At 72.1% G+C, this 16,017-nt stretch carries 16 protein-coding genes; 9 read left to right on the forward strand and 7 right to left on the reverse strand.

Translation table 11 applies throughout. From position 1 onward, the window contains the following. The first annotated feature begins 15 nt into the window (after positions 1-15). A complete protein-coding gene (locus PCA76_RS02560; protein ID WP_272614994.1) occupies positions 16-903 on the forward strand; it encodes a L,D-transpeptidase family protein in 888 nt (295 codons plus the stop codon). 96 nt (positions 904-999) lie between these two features. After that, positions 1,000-1,236: a hypothetical protein gene (locus tag PCA76_RS02565; protein WP_272614995.1), complete on the forward strand. Its 237-nt coding sequence runs from the start codon at positions 1,000-1,002 to the stop codon at positions 1,234-1,236. Positions 1,237-1,281: 45 nt separating this feature from the next. On the opposite strand, the gene PCA76_RS02570 is transcribed toward PCA76_RS02565, so the two are convergent. After that, positions 1,282-3,765 (reverse strand): helicase-associated domain-containing protein, encoded by a 2,484-nt coding sequence (locus PCA76_RS02570; RefSeq protein WP_272614997.1) that lies wholly within the window; start codon positions 3,763-3,765, stop codon positions 1,282-1,284. Positions 3,766-3,849: 84 nt separating this feature from the next. Here PCA76_RS02570 and PCA76_RS02575 point away from each other — a divergent pair, with 84 nt between their 5' ends. Together PCA76_RS02575 and PCA76_RS02580 are read left to right on the forward strand one after the other, a co-directional pair. After that, a complete protein-coding gene (locus PCA76_RS02575; RefSeq protein WP_272614999.1) occupies positions 3,850-4,473 on the forward strand; it encodes an HAD family hydrolase in 624 nt (207 codons plus the stop codon). Between the two features lie 27 nt (positions 4,474-4,500). Further along, positions 4,501-4,887 carry a cold-shock protein gene (locus PCA76_RS02580; protein ID WP_272615000.1) on the forward strand — a complete coding sequence of 129 codons (387 nt, stop codon included), beginning with the start codon at positions 4,501-4,503 and terminating at the stop codon, positions 4,885-4,887. Here the strand turns inward: PCA76_RS02580 and PCA76_RS02585 are convergent. The 3 genes from PCA76_RS02585 to PCA76_RS02595 form a co-directional block, all read right to left on the reverse strand. Continuing rightward, on the reverse strand, positions 4,848-5,696 hold the full coding sequence (locus PCA76_RS02585; protein ID WP_272615001.1) for a 1,4-dihydroxy-6-naphthoate synthase: 849 nt from the start codon (positions 5,694-5,696) through the stop codon (positions 4,848-4,850). The two genes, PCA76_RS02580 and PCA76_RS02585, sit on opposite strands and share 40 nt — an antisense overlap. Positions 5,697-5,804: 108 nt before the next feature. Next, complete coding sequence (locus tag PCA76_RS02590) at positions 5,805-6,455, reverse strand: futalosine hydrolase (protein WP_272615002.1); 651 nt, start codon at positions 6,453-6,455, stop codon at positions 5,805-5,807. Continuing rightward, complete coding sequence (locus tag PCA76_RS02595; RefSeq protein WP_272615003.1) at positions 6,452-8,053, reverse strand: MFS transporter; 1,602 nt, start codon at positions 8,051-8,053, stop codon at positions 6,452-6,454. Before PCA76_RS02595 ends, PCA76_RS02590 begins: the two co-directional genes overlap by 4 nt. Here PCA76_RS02595 and PCA76_RS02600 point away from each other — a divergent pair. Further along, a complete protein-coding gene (locus tag PCA76_RS02600; RefSeq protein WP_272615004.1) occupies positions 8,052-8,981 on the forward strand; it encodes a DUF3027 domain-containing protein in 930 nt (309 codons plus the stop codon). The genes PCA76_RS02595 and PCA76_RS02600 overlap by 2 nt on opposite strands. A 36-nt stretch (positions 8,982-9,017) precedes the next feature. Here PCA76_RS02600 and PCA76_RS02605 read toward each other — a convergent pair whose 3' ends face one another. Continuing rightward, a complete protein-coding gene (locus PCA76_RS02605; RefSeq protein WP_272615005.1) occupies positions 9,018-9,263 on the reverse strand; it encodes a DUF2530 domain-containing protein in 246 nt (81 codons plus the stop codon). An 88-nt stretch (positions 9,264-9,351) separates the two neighbouring features. On the opposite strand from PCA76_RS02605, the gene PCA76_RS02610 reads away from it, so the two are divergent. The 4 genes from PCA76_RS02610 to PCA76_RS02625 all read left to right on the forward strand — a co-directional run bounded on the left by PCA76_RS02610 (position 9,352) and on the right by PCA76_RS02625 (position 13,361). After that, positions 9,352-10,830: an NCS2 family permease gene (locus PCA76_RS02610; protein ID WP_272619141.1), complete on the forward strand. Its 1,479-nt coding sequence runs from the start codon at positions 9,352-9,354 to the stop codon at positions 10,828-10,830. A gap of 115 nt (positions 10,831-10,945) precedes the next feature. Continuing rightward, positions 10,946-11,395, forward strand: a complete 450-nt coding sequence (locus PCA76_RS02615) for a MarR family winged helix-turn-helix transcriptional regulator (RefSeq protein WP_272615006.1) — start codon at positions 10,946-10,948, stop codon at positions 11,393-11,395. A 72-nt stretch (positions 11,396-11,467) separates the two neighbouring features. Further along, on the forward strand, positions 11,468-12,751 hold the full coding sequence (locus PCA76_RS02620) for an MFS transporter (RefSeq protein WP_272615007.1): 1,284 nt from the start codon (positions 11,468-11,470) through the stop codon (positions 12,749-12,751). A gap of 100 nt (positions 12,752-12,851) precedes the next feature. Continuing rightward, positions 12,852-13,361, forward strand: a complete 510-nt coding sequence (locus tag PCA76_RS02625) for a hypothetical protein (RefSeq protein WP_272615009.1) — start codon at positions 12,852-12,854, stop codon at positions 13,359-13,361. A 153-nt stretch (positions 13,362-13,514) separates the two neighbouring features. On the opposite strand, the gene sepH is transcribed toward PCA76_RS02625, so the two are convergent. Beyond that, on the reverse strand, positions 13,515-14,591 hold the full coding sequence (sepH, locus tag PCA76_RS02630) for a septation protein SepH (RefSeq protein WP_272615011.1): 1,077 nt from the start codon (positions 14,589-14,591) through the stop codon (positions 13,515-13,517). Positions 14,592-14,776: 185 nt separating this feature from the next. Continuing rightward, positions 14,777-15,904, reverse strand: a complete 1,128-nt coding sequence (gene serC / locus PCA76_RS02635) for a phosphoserine transaminase (protein ID WP_272615013.1) — start codon at positions 15,902-15,904, stop codon at positions 14,777-14,779. Positions 15,905-16,017 lie beyond the last annotated feature (113 nt).

A 16,017-nucleotide genomic window follows, 5' to 3' on the forward strand; every position in this document is an offset into this window, starting at 1 on the left:
GTCAGGGGAGGCCACATGAGGCGTGTTCGGATCACTTCCCGGCTGGTCGCCCTGGCGGTGGTTGTGCTGGTCGGCGCCGGTGCGTGCGCGTTCGATCCGCAGTCCGGTGGGAGTGGTGGTGGGGGAGCCGCCCAAGCCGGTCCGGCGGAACAGGCAACGGGGGCGAGCGACACGCCCGGCCCGGACCAGCGCGGCCGGCCCACGCCGGCCGCGCCCACCCCGACAGCGAAGGTGACCCGGCCACCGACGCCGAAGCCCACCCGCAGTACACCGCCGAAGCCGACCCCCAGCACCGGTACGCCGACAGTCGCCGGCTGCCCCCAGGGCCAGCACCAGCGCGAGGTGGAGACCTACCTGGCCCGGTTGGGCGGGTTCGGGGCCGTGACCGTGGACGGCCGGCAGTCCGCCGCCGACTGCGCCGCGATCAAGAAGTTCCAGAAGAGGTACGGCATTCGCCCCGTCGAGGGTCGCGCCGGACCGACCACCTTCGACGTGGCCCAGCGCCTCGCCACCACCGACCCGGCCCGCTGCAAGGCCGGCACGGGCACCACGTTCTGCGTCGACCTGACCCGGCAGACCGTCTGGGCGATCCGGGGCGGCAAGGTGATCATGGCGCCGACGGTGACCCGCACCGGCATGTCCGGCTACCGCACCCCCGCCGGCACGTTCACCGTCAACTACCGCAACCCGAAGGAGTGGTCCGACCCGTACGAGGTGTGGCTGCCGTACTGGCAGCACTTCACCCAGGGGATGGGCTTCCACGAGACCACCACCTACCTGCACGAAAAGTCGATCGGTTCGCACGGCTGCGTCAACCTGCTGCACGCCGACGCCGTCCGAATGTGGGAGTTGGGCAAGGTCGGCACCCGGGTGGTGCTGATCGGCCGCCGCCCCGGCACCTGACCGACACGGAGCGAATCGGGGGCATAACCCCCTGTCCGACCGGTCTTTCGAGTGTCACCCTGGGAGTCCAGGGCCGGACCGGGCGGGGAGGCTGGCATGACGGTCGACCGTGACGTGATCGCAGAACATGAGCACGCACCATCCGACGAGGTGTCCCGCGCGACCGTGATCGCCTACGCCGTCGCGGCGACACTCCTCGTCGGGTGGTTCCTCTTCGGCTGGCTGGTGCTCCAGCAGGGCTTCATCGACTCGGTCGGAGAGTCGGCCGGCGCCGGCTTCGCACTGCTTCTGATCGTCTCGGTGGTCGGCACCGTACGCCGCAGCCGCCGCTGACCGGCACCGCCCCGCGGCGGTGCCGGTCAGTCCAGTGCGAGCCGGTCAGTCCGCCAGCACCGCCGCAGTGATCCGGTGCAGCGCGAACGTGTGCAGCATCTCGGTCCGTTCGTCCTCGGCACGTAGGTAGCCGGCACCGATCGAGACCGGTTTGACCAGTCGGGACGCGGTCGCCCCGTGCGCGTCGACGTAACCGACCCAGACCAGCGCCTTGTCACGAACCGCCTGCTGGAGCACGGCGAGGGCCTCGCTGTGCGTGTGCGCCGGCACCGGGCCGCCGCCCAGCCCCGCCGCACCGCCGCGTACCACCGCCGGTGCCCGTCGGGCCGCCCGCGCCGCCGCGTCACCCCGCCGGATGTGCTCCACCACCCCGAGCAGCCGTGGCATGGGCAGCTTCGGGGCCAACGGATCGAGTGTCCGAGTGGTCACCGACACCCGGGCCGGGGCCCGCCGGATCCGTGGCCGGGCCAGCACGGTGCTGCCGGTGCCGTCCTCCTGCACCGGGGCGTACCCGGCGTCACGCAGCGCGCCCAGCAACCGGCCGACCTGGTACTGCGTGCACAGCACCGTCGGTGCGAGCCGGCGCAGTGCCAACGACTCCAGTCGCCGGTCGGCCAGCACCTCGCTGATCAGCGTCTCGTCGTCGCTGCGCAGGTACGCCCCGGCCAGACCAACCCGCAGCCCGCCGTGCTTACGGGCCACGTCGTCCACCAGGTAGGTGAGCCCCTGCGGCACCGGGGTACGCGACCGTCGCCGGAACACGTCGTGCAGGTCGTCGGCCGTGTAGCCGGAATCCAGTGCTCGGCGCACGCTCGCCGTGCTGACCCGGTGCACGCTGGCCCCGCCGGCCGACTCGAGGTCGGTCATCGACTCCAACTCGGCGGCGAGCGCCGGCTCGGGCGGGCCCGGCACCACCACGGTCAGGTCGGCCTGCACCAGGAAGTGGTCGACCGGGGCGGGCAGCAGGGCGTCCAGCGCCCGGGCGGCACTGGACGGGTCGCCGCTCTCGACGTCCGCGTGCACACCCAGCGGGTCGCCGCCGCCCCGCTCGTCGGTCGACGTCAGGTCACCCAGGAGCAGCCGACCGTACGAGGTGAGCGCCCCCAGGCCGGTGACGCCCAGCTGTGCGGCCTCGGCCAGTACCTCCCGGTGGGCGGCGTCCCGACCCCGACTGCGTCGCGGCGCCCGCCAGTCCAACAGGTCCTGCACTTCCTCGGCGGTGGGCGCGGTCGCCGGCTCCAGGTCGGCGAGTACGCCGAGCACCGCCCGCCGGGTGGCCGGCACGCTGGCCCGCTCGGCCTCGGCGGAGAGCGCGGTGATCGGCCGGTCCCGGTCGTCGCGGCGGCCGACCAGCCCCACCTGCCGGGTCATGGTCAGCCAGGCCCTCGCGAGCTGCTCCCACCGCTGGGCCAGCGAGGCGGCCCGCCACACCTCGTACCCGCCGGTCGGTACCACCTGCTGATCCACCCCGTACCGGCTCGTGGTCGCGCCGGGCAACTCCAGCTCGCCGGCGAGCCCGGCCGCGTACGCGACCTCCAGCAACAGTGCGGTGGTCGGTTCGTCCAGCCCGGCGGTACGGGCCAACCGACGCAGGTCACGGACACCGATGCCGCCCGAGCGCAGCACCGGAGCGGGCTCGTCAGCGAGTTGCTCCAGCAGCCCTTCGGTGTGCCGGACCACCTCCATGGTCTGTCCGGCTCCGGCCGAGTCGACCGCCTTCGGCTCACGCGGCGAGGCGGCCACCGGCGGTGGGCTGGTGCGCAGTGGCCCGAGCGGGCCGCTGTCGCGACGCAGTAGCAGGCCGACCTCGCGGGGCAGCTCCACCGTGCCGCTGGCCGTCGACGAACCGGTCGTCACGGGGACCAGCAGCCGGTTGTCGACGAGCCAACGCACCGGGGAGCCGGTCGGGGCACCGCCGTTGGTCGGGTCGGAGAGGACCGGGTCCTCCGCGCCGAGCGGTGGCGCCTGCAACGCGCCCGGGGGCACGCTGCCCACCGGCGGGCCGGCCGTCAACCGGTCCAGGATCGCCCGGGCCGAGGGCGGGGCGGCGAGCAGCGTCCGTCGTAGCTTCGCCGGGTCCGCGCAGAGCGCGGCCGTGCGCGGGTCCAGCTCCGCGGCCGGTCGGCCGAGCCCGGCGGGGTACGGGGCGACTTCGTCGACGGCGGGCACCACCTGCAGTGCGTGCTCCGGGCCGTACAGCAGGAAGAGCGCGCGCAGCCGGCCCACGGCGGCCCGGATGGCCGTCGGCGCCGGCGGGTGCGGCCCGACGGTCGCCATGGCGAGCACGGACTCGGTGGTCGTGGTGCCGTCGTCCGGGTTCCGGGTCAGGCGGGCGGCGTCGAGGATCTGGAGGGTGAACTGGTCCAGTCCGTCCAGCGCGCGGGCCACCGAGACCCGGGACTGGGCCCGGATGGCCAGGGCGGAGACGTCGGCCGGCACGGGCACGACGAGGTCGGGCCGCAGCTGGAGGAGCGCAGCCAGGGACTCGTCGGGCAGCGACCGCAGGTGGTCGGCGAGTGAGGTGGTCATCGTCTTTCCACGCTAGCCCGGCACCGGGCTTCCGCGCCCCTCGGACGTCCGGCCAACCGAGAGTCCCCGGGTACGTTTCTCGACATGCCCGCACTGACCGTCGGATTCGACCTCGACATGACCCTGGTGGACTCCCGCCCCGGCATCGCCGCGACCTTTCGGGCACTGACCGCGCGGACCGGCGTGCCGGTGGACGCCGACCTGGCGGTGTCCCGGCTCGGGCCGCCGCTGCGTACCGAGATCGCGTACTGGTTCCCGCCGGAGCAGGTCGAGTCGGCCGTGCGGGTGTACCGCGAGCTGTACCCGGCGTACGCGATCACCCCGACGGTCCCGCTGCCCGGCGCGCGGGAGGCCATCAACGCGATCCACGCACAGGGCGGCCGTGTGCTGGTCGTCACTGCCAAGATGGGCCGGCTGGCCCGGCTGCACCTGGACCACCTCGGTCTCACGGTCGACGAGCTGGCCGGTGACCTGTTCGCCGAGCAGAAGGCGGTCGCCCTGCGGGAGCACGACGCCACCCACTACGTCGGTGACCACGTCGCGGACATGGTGGCTGCGGGGGCCGCCGGGGTGCCCGGCATCGGCGTCGCGACCGGCCCGTGCTCCGCCGATGAGCTGCGCGCGGCCGGGGCGGAAGTGGTGCTGGACGAGCTCACCGAATTCCCAGCGGCGCTCGACCGGATGATCCAGCTAGCCTTGAAGCAGTAGCGGCTCAAGTGAAGCAGGGGTTTTCAGGTGCCTACGGGTCGAGTGAAGTGGTACGACACGGCCAAGGGATACGGCTTCGTCACCAGTGACGAGGGCGGCGACGTGTTCCTACCCAAGGGGGCGCTGCCGGCGGGTGTCACCGACCTCAAGGGTGGCCAGCGGGTCGACTTCAGCGTGGTGGACAGCCGCCGGGGCTCGCAGGCCATGGGAGTCAAGCTGCTGGACGCGCCGCCGTCGATGGCGGAGCTGCGCCGTCGGCCGGCCGAGGAGCTGCACGGCCTGGTCGAAGACATGATCAAGCTGCTGGAGGCGAAGGTGCAGCCGGACCTGCGCCGGGGTCGGTACCCGGACAGGAAGGCCGCGCAGAAGATCGCTCAGCTGGTCCACGCGGTTGCGAACGAGCTGGAGGTCTGAGGCACCAGCCCGGCGGTGGCGGCCCGGTCGAGCAGTGCCGCCACCGCGGCGAAACCGGCCACGCCCAGGTCTGCGGTGAACTCGTTGACGTAGAGGCCGATGTGCCGGTCCACCACGTCGAGTTCCATCTCCTGGGCGTGCGCCAGCACGTACTCCCGACTGGCCGCCGGGTCCGCCCAGGCCTGCCGGACCGACTCGCGGACCCAGCCGGCCGCGGCCTCCGGGTCCACCGTGCCGCGTCGGGCCAGGATCGCGCCGAGGGGGATGGGTAGGCCAGTGTCGGCCTCCCACCACTCGCCGAGGTCGACCAGGGCGCTCAGGCCGTGCCGGTGGTAGGTGAACCGGGCCTCGTGGATGACCAGCCCAGCGTCGTAGCGGCCGGCCGCGACGCCCGGCATGATCTCGTGGAACGGAACGACCTCGATCCGGGCCGGCGGTCGCCCGGCCGACCAGAGCCGGAACAGCAGGTACGCGGTGGTCCGATCGCCCGGCACCGCCACCGTGGCGCCGGTCAGGTCGGTGCGCTCCGGCCCGCCGTCGTGGTCGCCCCGGGTGAGCACCAGCGGGCCACAGCCGCGACCGAGCGCGCCACCGCAGGGCAGCAGGTGGTAGTCGTCGAGCAGCCAGGGCAGCGCCGCGAAGCTCACCTTCACCAGGTCGAACGCGCCCCGCTCGGCCGCCGTGTTGGTCACGTCCACGTCGGCATACGTCACCTCGACCGGTGGCGCGCCGGGCACCCGCCCGTGCACCAGGGCGTGGAAGACGAACGTGTCGTTGGGGCAGGGCGAGATCGCCAGGGAGAGCGCCACGCCCCTCACGTTAGCCCCGACCCCGTCTTCCCGCCCGCGCCCACCCCGCCCACTGTGATCCGCGACGAACAATGGCGCAGCCGCGAGGGCGCTACAGCTGAGCCGTGGTCAGCGCAGCGCTGGGGCCGCCGTGGTCAGCGCGGTGAGGGCTTCGCGCAGTCGCCAGGCGTTTCGGTCGCGGGGGCCGATCGGGTTGGAGATGGTGCGCAGCTCGGCGAAGGGCACCCCGGCCTGCGCGGCGGCGACCGCCACGCCGTACCCCTCCATGGCCTCGGCGACCGCCTCCGGATGCCTCCGGCGCAGCTCCTCGGTGCTGGCGGAGGTGCCGGTGACCGTGCTGACCGTGAGCACCGGGCCGGTCGTGGCCGCCGGCAGTGCGGCGCGCAGTGCCTCCAGCAGGTCCGGGTCGGTCGGCACGACGCTGCCGCCACCGAGCAGCGCGGGCGGCATGCCCAGCTCGTCGACGGGGATGAAACCCTCCGGTGACTCGGCGCCCAGGTCGGCGGCGATGCTGGCGGTGCCGAGCACCGTGTCGCCGACCTCGGCCCGCCCGGTGAAGCCGCCGGCCACGCCGACGCTGACCACCGCGCGGTACGGGCGTCCGGCGGCCTCGGCCAGCGCCAACAGTCGCGCGGTGGCGGCCCCGGCGACGGCCGGGCCCACGCCGACCGGGGTGACGGTCACGGTGGCGTCGGTCAGCCCGGCGCGGACCGCGTCCGCCTCGGCTGGTACCGCAGTCACCACCAGCAGGCCGGTCACGAGAGTGAGCCGGGGGACTCGCGGCGGGTCTCGTCGTCGGCTCCGCCACCCGGGCCGCCGACCGCCGAGGACGGGCGGTAGATGTGGTAGCCCGGCGGGGTCAGGCCAGGGCCGTCGTGCTGCGGAGAGCTGGCCTGGGCCGGTGCCGGCGAGGTGGGTGCGACGTCCCCGGGTTCGTCGGCTGGCTCGTCCTCGGTCAGTTCGTCGTCGCCGAGCGGCCGGCCGGCCAGCTTCTCGCCGCGCAGCCGGGCGGCGACCAGCACACCCCGGATCGCGGCCAGTATGCCCACCCCGGCGGCGACGGCGATGCCCATCCGGCCTTCGAACGGGACCAGCCCGAGCCCGCCGCCGACGACGAAGGCGAGCATCAGCACCGTCTCGGAGTGGGCAAAGGAACTGGCTCGCAGCCGTTCCGGGATGCGCTCCTGGATCGAGGCGTCCACGGCCAGCTTTGCTATCCCGCTGACCAGCGCGGCGACCAGGCAGAGCAGAGCGACCATCACCAGTGAGAACTGGATGACGGCGAGCACCGCCACCCCAGCCACGATGATCATGCTGCTGGACTGGATGGCGGTCGGCCGGTGGATGCGCAGCCGGGTGCCGATGGCGGTGGCCAGGAAACTGCCCACCGCGAGCGCGCCCCCGACCACTCCCAACGCCCACTCGGCGCCCAGATCCCGGCCGAACACCACAGTGGTCAGGTCGCCCTTCTTGATCGCGAAGGCGAGGAAGAGCAGCAGGAAGCCGTACACCGCGCGGAGCGTCGCGGCGCCGATCAGGGTGGCGATCACCACCCGGCCGGCGGGCCGACCCCGACCCAGCGGCCGGTCGCCACGGCGGCGGCCCAGCGCCCGCAGTGGCCGGGGAACCCGCTCCGGTGGCTCCGAGTCGGCCTTCGGCGGCAGCCGCAGGGAGATCACCATGCCGACCAGGAAGATCACCGACGCGACGCGCAGCGGCCACTGCGGCCCGAACCAGAACGCGGCCAACCCGATCGGCGCCACGAGCGCACCCGCGACCGTGCCGTAGACGCTGGCCCGAGCCCCGACCTGGGAGAGGCCGAGCCCTTCCGGCAGCAACCGGGGCACGGCCGCGGACCGGGCCACGCCGTACGCCCGGGAGAGCGCGAGCACCCCGAACGCGGCCGGGTAGAGCCCGAAGCCGTGGATGTAGTCGGAGATCAACCAGGCCAGGAACGCGCGGCCGAGCATCGTGGCCGCCAGCGCGTACCGCCGGCCGTGTCGGAAGTGGTCCAGCAGTGGGCCCACCACGGGGGCGAGCATCGCGAACGGCACCATGGTCACCAGCAGGTAGAGCGCGACCTTGCTGCGGGCCTCGCCCAGCGGCACGTTGAAGAAGATCGTCCCGGCCAGGCCGATGGCGATCAGCGTGTCCCCGGCGCAGGAGACCGCGTGCAGGTCGAACAGGCGAACCATGCCGGTCTCGCCGCCCGCACCCCGGGCCCGGGCCCGACCGGCCCGGCGGGTCACCCAGCGGCCGCTGCCCACCGAACCACGCAGCAGCAGACGAATGGCGCGGATGCCGGTGCCGACGGTCCGCCCGAGGACGGATCGCCCGGAGCTGGAGTACGACGGCATGTGCACCATCCTCGCCCATTCGATCCAGGTACGCCGCACCACTGCGGGGAAAGGTTCCTCGGGAGTCCCTGTCACCCCTGCGAGGCGCATAGGGAACAATGGTTTGGTGACCAGGCCTGTCTCCACCCGTGCCGCCCGTCTCGACCAGGTCTGCGCCGCTGCCGTCGAGGTGGCCCGCGCTGGCATCACCGAGGTGGACGCCGACGACGTCGGTGACCACCTGCAGGTCGTGGCTGAGGGTGAACGGCTGGTCACCCACTATTTCGAGTGCCGCCTCGCCGGCTACCAGGGCTGGCGGTGGGCGGTCACCGTCACCCGGGTGTCGCGCAGCAAGACGGTGACCATCTGCGAGACGGTGCTGCTACCCGGCCCGGACGCGCTGCTCGCGCCCGGCTGGCTGCCCTGGCAGGAGCGGCTCAAGCCCGGCGACCTGGGCCCCGGCGATCTGCTGCCGAGTTCGCCGGATGACGATCGGCTGGTCCCCGGCTACCTGCTCTCCGACGACCCGGCGGTCGAGGAGACGGCGTGGGAGCTGGGCCTCGGGCGAGCGCGGGTGCTCTCCCGGGAAGGCCGCATCGAGGCGGCGCAGCGCTGGTACGACGGCGACCACGGCCCCGCCGCGCCCATCTCGACCGCCGCGCCGGCCGCTGCCCGTTGCGGCACCTGCGGCTTCTACCTGCCGCTGGCCGGTGCGATGCGGCAGGCGTTCGGGGCGTGCGGCAACTTCTACGCCCCCGATGACGGCCGGGTGGTGAGCGCCGACCACGGTTGCGGCGCCCACTCCGAGACGCTGATCGAGGCGGCCGAGACCGCGGTCGACGAGCTGCCCACGGTGTACGACGACAGCGCGGTGGAGGCCATGTCGGTCAGCCGCGCACCGGGATCGGTAGAGGCCGCCGAGCCGGCGGAGCCGTACGGGCACTCCTGATCGTTCGCGCCGGGGTGCTCCGGCGCAGTGGCCAGGTCAGCTGGCGCGGCGGCGGCGTCGGTTGGCGTCGTGCCGCATCATCGTGGCGAGCCCTGGGAAGCCCCAGAGGAAGCCGGCGAGGCAGGTCCAGAGCCAGTTCTGGTGACCGTGGTCGGTCAGCCAGCCCCGGAAGAAGATCAGCAGGACCAGCCCGGCCACCGCCCACGCGACCAACCCGGCGAGGGCGAACGGCACCATCGGCGGGTCCAGTGGTGCGGGCCGCGGTGGCTGCTCGTTCGGCATCCGGCAAGCGTACGCGATCGACTTCCCCTGCCCCTCAGTGATCTGGGACGATGCGCGCGACAACCGGAAGATCACCTGCGAGGACCTGATGGCAGTAGCGCCGCCCGAGAACGGCACCCCTCCCAACCCCGCCCACCCGCGTAACGGCTTCGACCGGTTCTTCGAGATCTCCGCCCGTGGCTCGACGTTGAGCCGCGAGGTACGCGGTGGCCTGGCGACCTTCTTCACGATGGCGTACATCGTGGTGCTCAACCCGCTGATCCTGGGTGGTGCCGTCGACGGTGACGGCAAGACCCTTCCGATTCCCGCCCTGGCTGCCGCGACCGCGCTGGTAGCCGGCCTGATGACCATTCTGATGGGTGTGGTCGGCCGGTTCCCGCTGGCGCTCGCCGCCGGTCTGGGCGTCAACGCGCTGGTGGCGTACGAGATCGCCCCCGAGATGACCTGGGCCGACGCGATGGGCCTGGTGGTGATCGAGGGTGTGATCATCGCGGTGCTGGTGCTGACCGGTCTGCGGACCGCGGTGTTCCGCTCGGTGCCGACCCAGATGAAGACCGCGATCGGGGTCGGTATCGGTCTGTTCCTGACCATCATCGGTCTGGTGGACGCCGGCTTCGTCCGGCGGATCCCGGACGCCGCCAACACCACCGTCCCGGTCGGCCTGGGCATCGGCGGCAAGCTGGTGAGCTGGCCGATGCTGGTCTTCGTGGTGGGTCTGCTGATCACCCTGGTGCTGGTGGTCCGGCGGGTACGGGGCGCGATCCTGATCGGCATCCTCGCCTCGACCGTGCTGGCGGTGGTCGTGGAGGCGATCGGCAACATCGGCCCGTCGTTCGTCAACGGTCAGCCCAACCCGAAGGGCTGGTCGCTGAACGTGCCGGAGCTGCCGAAGACGGTGGTCGACCTGCCGGACCTGTCGCTGCTCGGCAAGTTCAACGTGCTGGACTCGTGGGGCCGGGCCGGCTGGCTGGTCGTGCTGATGTTCGTGTTCACGCTGCTGATCACGGACTTCTTCGACACCATGGGCACGATGGTGGCGGTCGGCCAGGAGGGCGGCCTGCTCGACGAGGAGGGCACCCCGCCGCGGGCCAAGGAGATCCTGTTGGTCGACTCGATCGCCGCGGCGGCCGGCGGTGCGGCCAGCACCTCCAGCAACACGTCGTACATCGAGAGCGCCGCCGGTGTCGCGGAGGGTGCCCGGACCGGCGTGGCCAACCTGGTCACCGGCGTGCTCTTCCTGCTGGCGATGTTCCTGGCGCCGCTGGTGGTGATCGTGCCGTTCGAGGCCGCGTCGACGGCCCTGGTGGTGGTCGGTTTCCTGATGATGACCGCGGTGCGGACGATCGACTGGTCCGACTACGAGATCGCCATTCCGGCGTTCCTCACCATCGTGCTGATGCCGTTCACCTACTCGATCTCCAACGGCATCGGCGCTGGTCTGATCACCTTCGTGGTGGTCAAGCTGGCCCGGGGTAAGGCCCGCGAGGTCCATTCGCTGCTGTACGGGGTGGCCGCGTTGTTCGTGCTGTACTTCCTGCGCGGGCCCATCGAGTCTCTGGTGCTCTGACGTGCGTCCGGGCGGGGAATCGAGCAGGATTCCCCGCCCGTAACATCATGAATCCCCTCGTGAGCCTGGTCATAACGGATGTCGTTAGCCATGCTCATTAGTTAAGCTAACTACTGTGACGGAGCGGACGGTGACGGCGGAACGCGTGCCACCGGCGCAGCTGGCTCCCCAGCTGCGTGATGCGATCACCCGACTCAACCGGCGGGTCCGCCAGGCCCGACCGGTCGGCGACCTCACGGTCACCCAGCTCTCCGCGCTCACCAGCCTGCGGCTGGCGGGCGCGTTGACGCCCCGGGAACTGGCCGATGTCGAGCGGGTGCAGCCACCGACGATGACCAAGATCGTCGCGAAGTTGGAGGACCGTGGCCTTGTGCAGCGGACACCCCATCCGACCGACGGCCGGCAGGTCATCCTCGCGGCGACCGAAGGGGGGCGGACCGTGATCGAGCAGTTCGAGCGGGTCCGCGACGAATGGCTGGCCCGCCGGCTGGTCGAGCTCACCGAGGACGAACGGGAGACCCTGCACAGGGCCGCCGAGATTCTTCAAAAGCTCGCCCGCGCCTGAGCCACACCCGCGCCACCGGGTTCGTGCCGTCACCTGTCGATGACGCGTACGTCCGGAGGAGGCGCACCAAGAGTGCAGGCCAAGTTGAGCACGATGTTCCAGTCCCTACAGGTCCGCAACTACCGCCTCTTCGCATCCGGGCAGCTGATCAAACTGATCGGCGTCTGGATGATGTTCATCGCCCAGGACTGGCTCGTCCTCGAGCTCTCCGACAACTCGGCCACCGCCCTTGGCGTGGTCACCGCCTGCCAGTTCACCCCGGTGCTGCTGCTCACCCTGCTCTCCGGCCGGCTCGCCGACCGGTACGACAAGCGGGTGCTGCTCTTCGCCGCCAACGCCTTCTGGACGGTGCTGGCGCTCGGCATGGCCGTGCTGGTCCTCACCGACATGGTGCAGCTCTGGCACGTCTTCGCCTTCGCCGCGTTGCTCGGCACCGCCAACGCCGTGGAAACCCCGGTCCGCCAGGCGTTCGTCTCCGAACTCGTCGGTACGTCACTGCTGCCCAACGCGCTGTCGCTGAACGCGGCCGTCTTCAACTCCGCCCGCATCGTCGGCCCGGCCGTCGCCGGGCTGGCCATCGCCGCCTTCGACGTGGGCCCGGTCTTCCTCTTCACCGCCCTCAGCTCCATCGCGCCGCTGGTCAACGTGGTCCGGATGCGAACGACCGATCTGCACCGTGACGCCCTGCTGCCGCGCGACGAGCGGGCGTCCGCCCGGGTCGTCGACGGGCTGCGGTACGTGTGGCGCCGGCCGGATCTGCTGATGCCGATGGCGATGATGTCGGTGATCGGCATGTCGCTGTTCAATTTCCAGCTCACCCTTGCCGCGCTGGCCAAGACGGTCTTCCACACGGGCGCTGCCTCCTTCGGCCTGTTCAGCACGGCGCTGGCGGTCGGCGCGCTGGGCGGCGCGCTCAGCGGCACCGGCCGGCGTAGTCGTCCGTCGGTCTGGCTGGTGCTCGGTGCCGCGATCGCCTGCGCCAGCTTCGGCACCCTGGTCGGCTTCGCGTCGACGTACTGGCTGGTCGTGGCGCTGCTGGTGCCGACCGGCTTCTGCATGGTCTTCTTCGCCCAGGCCGCCAACCAGCGGATCCAGATGGGCGTCGACGCGGCCTTCCGGGGTCGGGTGATGGCCCTGTGGGTGCTGGTGTTCCTGGGTACCAACCCGGTCGGCGCGCCGCTGATCGGCTGGATCGCGGAGCGCTACGGTGCCGGCGCCAGCATCTGGATGGGTGGTCTGCTCTCGCTGGCCACCGCGCTGGTCGCGCTCACCTGGCAGCTGCGCCACTCCGGTGCCCGGCTGCGTTTCCGGGTGCTGCCGATGCCCCGCTTCTACGTCACCTCCACCGACTGCTGAGGTTCACCGAAGGCGAGCCGGGCCGCGTCCGCTCGGGGTGGATTGTGCGGATGCGGCCAAATCGCTGGCGGGGTGGCACGGTGGGGCTTAGCGTCGATACGTGGGAGTCGAACGCGCGCTGATGCTGGCCCTGGCGTTCCTCGCCGTGGCCAGTCTGCCGGCGGCACTCGCCCTGCTCTTCTGCTATGACGAGATCCTCGACCGGGTGGTGTGCGGCTGGTCCGAGTGGCGTGAGCGCCGGCGGGAGGAACGCACGATCGCCCGACTCGACCGGGCCGTCGAGGCCGACGCGCTGACCCGGGACATCGACTTCAGCGATTTCGACCGTGTCGACCGTCGGCCCCTGGAACAGGTCGCCGCCGACCTGCGCCGCCTCGGCGGTCAGCGGCTCGGCGGCACCGGCCGGTCGATGATCTGGCACGGCGAGCTGCTCCAGGTGTACGACGACAGGCTCCGGCTGGCCTGCCGCGCTCTCGGCCTCACCGAGCACCTCGCCGAACTGGAGGGCGTCGACCAGGAGATCGAGCGGGTCCGGGTGGAGGGTGTGCTGCACGCGGCCGGCCTGTCCCTGCCGGCAGCCCGGGCCGGGCACCGGCAACGGCACCGCTGAGCAACCCGACGGTCGCGGCTCGTTGAGGCCGCCCTGATCGACCCGGCTTCCCGGAAGGCGGGGTGTCGCTGAGGCGCGGACACCGCGACCTCAAGGAAACCGAGTCGATCGTGTGCGTGAGGCAGTGACGGGCCGCCCGACGACGCGGAAGCGTCAGGAGGACTCGCGCGCGGCCGGCCCACTGCCGAAGAGCACGTCGTCCCAGCTCGGCAGTCGCTTACGCGGCTTGCCGTTGGCGTCGGTCGACTCGCCGGCGGCCGCCGCGGTGGCCGTCCGGCGGGGCCGGAGCACCGCCAGCGACGGCACGGCCGGCACCTCCTTGGGCGCGTCCGAGTCGTCGTCGAAGGCCGACCCCTGGCCGCCGCCGAGTAGCGCGGCGGCACCCCCACCGACCGGCCGCTGCCGAGGCGCGTCCGACCCGGCAAGAGCAGCCGGGGTACGCGGCTCAAGACCGCGACCCGACGAGCCGCCCAGCGGGCGGTCCAGTGAGGCGAGCAGCGCGTCCCGGCCAGCCCGGATCGGATCCCGACCGGAGCGCGGGTGCTCGGACGCCGCCGGCAACCCGTGCCCACCACGGCTCGGCTCGCCGCGCGACGGACCGGGCAGGGCGTGCCCGCCCCGCTCCGGTGCCGGCTCCTGACCGAGGATCGGCGTGGGCCGCTCGGCGCACAGGTACTGCGCCATGTCGTCGTGCGGCGCGACCACCTGCCGGGCCTTGTCCATGTCCCAGATGGCCTGCGCGGTGGCCTTGCCGGACGGCCACGTGGCGATGATCCGCCAGGTGCCGTCGTCACGCCGGTATGCGTCCCAGGAGATCTTCTCGGTGTCGATGCCGTGCTGGCTCAGCCGGCCGTTGACCACCTCGGCCAGTGGGGTGGGCTTCTCCGCACCCTTGAGTCGGGTCCGTCGGGCGTGCTGGGCGAGCATCGCCCGCTCCTGAAGCACCGGGCCGGCGTAGCGCAGCACCCGGTCGACCGGCACCCCGGCGATCCGGGCGACGTCCTCGGCGGACTCACCGGAGCGGATGCGGGCCTGGATGTCCCGGGGGGACAGTGAGGGAATCGGGTCGACGGTGCTCGGTGCCACCGCGAGCGGCGGGGCACCCGGCTCGGGGTGCATCACGCCGGCGATGCGTTCGTCGATCGGCAGGGCGAGGAGTCGCCCGACCTCGTCGGCGAGCACCAGCGCCTGACCGTCCTCGGAGAGGGCGACGAAGCGTACTGGGCGCATAGCGTTGCCTCCGTCCCGCTTCGCTGGCCGTACGCCACGAGTCGGCCACCCAGGCGTCTCGCACCACCGTACGCGCATCTGTCTCGGGGTGGGGGAAGCGACACCCCGCATGTCGTGACTGAGCTGCGGCAATGATCACGGTCGGTGTCCGTGGAGGCCCCAACGGACACCGACCGTGACGAAGCTCAGAGTCGCTCGACCACGTAGTCGATGGACGCGGTCAGCGCCTCGACATCGGCCGGCTCGACGGCCGGGAACAGTGCAATGCGGAGCTGGTTTCGACCGAGCTTGCGGTACGGCTCGGTGTCCACGATGCCGTTGGCGCGCAGCGCCTTCGCGATCGCGGTGGCATCCACCCCGTCGGCGAAGTCGATGGTGGCGACAACGTTGGAGCGCAGCGTCGGGTCGCTGACGAACGGAGTGGCCACAGTGGAGCGCTCTGCCCAGCCGTACAGCGTGGCGGCGCTCTCGGCGGTGCGCTTGGCCGCCCAGGACAGTCCACCCTGCGCGTTCATCCAGTCGGTCTGCTCGGCGGCCAGGAAGATGGTGGCCAGCGCCGGGGTGTTGTAGGTCTGCTCCAGCCGCGAGTTGTCGATCGCGGTGACCAGGTCGAGGAAGGCGGGGATGTAGCGCCCGGACGCCTTGATCTCGGCGGCCCGCTCCAGCGCGGCCGGCGACATGAGGGCCAACCAGAGACCACCGTCGGAGCCGAAGCACTTCTGCGGAGCGAAGTAGTAGACGTCGGTCTCGCCGACGTTGACCTCCAGGCCACCCGCACCGGAAGTGGCATCGACCAGCAGCAGCGCGCCCTCGTCCGCACCGGCCACCCGGTTGATCGGGACGGCCACACCGGTCGAGGTCTCGTTCTGCGGCGTCGCGTACGCGTCCACGCCGGACTCGGCGACCAGGGTCGGCGCGCTGCCCGCCTCGGACCTGCGGACGGTCGGCTCGCCCAGGAACGGCGCGTCCTTGACCGATTTGGCGAACTTGGCGCCGAACTCGCCGAAACTGGCGAACTGGGCCCGGTCGCGGATCAGGCCGAAGGTGGCGACCTCCCAGAACGCGGTGGTGCCACCGTTGCCGATCACGACCTCGTAGCCCTCGGGCAGCGAGAAGAACTCGGCGATGCCGGAGCGCAGCCGGGCCACCTGGTCGCGGACCGTCTTCTGCCGGTGCGAGGTGCCCAGGTAGCTGGTGGCTACCTCGGCAAGAGCGGACACGGCCGCCGGGCGGACCTTGGACGGGCCGCAGCCGAAGCGTCCGTCGGCGGGCTTGATGTCATCGGGAATCCGGATGGTCGGTGCGTCAGCCACGGTCTTGAAGATCCTTCCGCAAAGCGCGAGGGCGGGCCCGGCGACACTGCCGGCCCCCATCCTCGCACCCGGACCCATCGGTGCAAGCCGAGCCCCCGACGGCCGGTCTGAGT

This window comes from Micromonospora sp. LH3U1, assembly GCF_028475105.1.
Taxonomy (GTDB): domain Bacteria; phylum Actinomycetota; class Actinomycetes; order Mycobacteriales; family Micromonosporaceae; genus Micromonospora.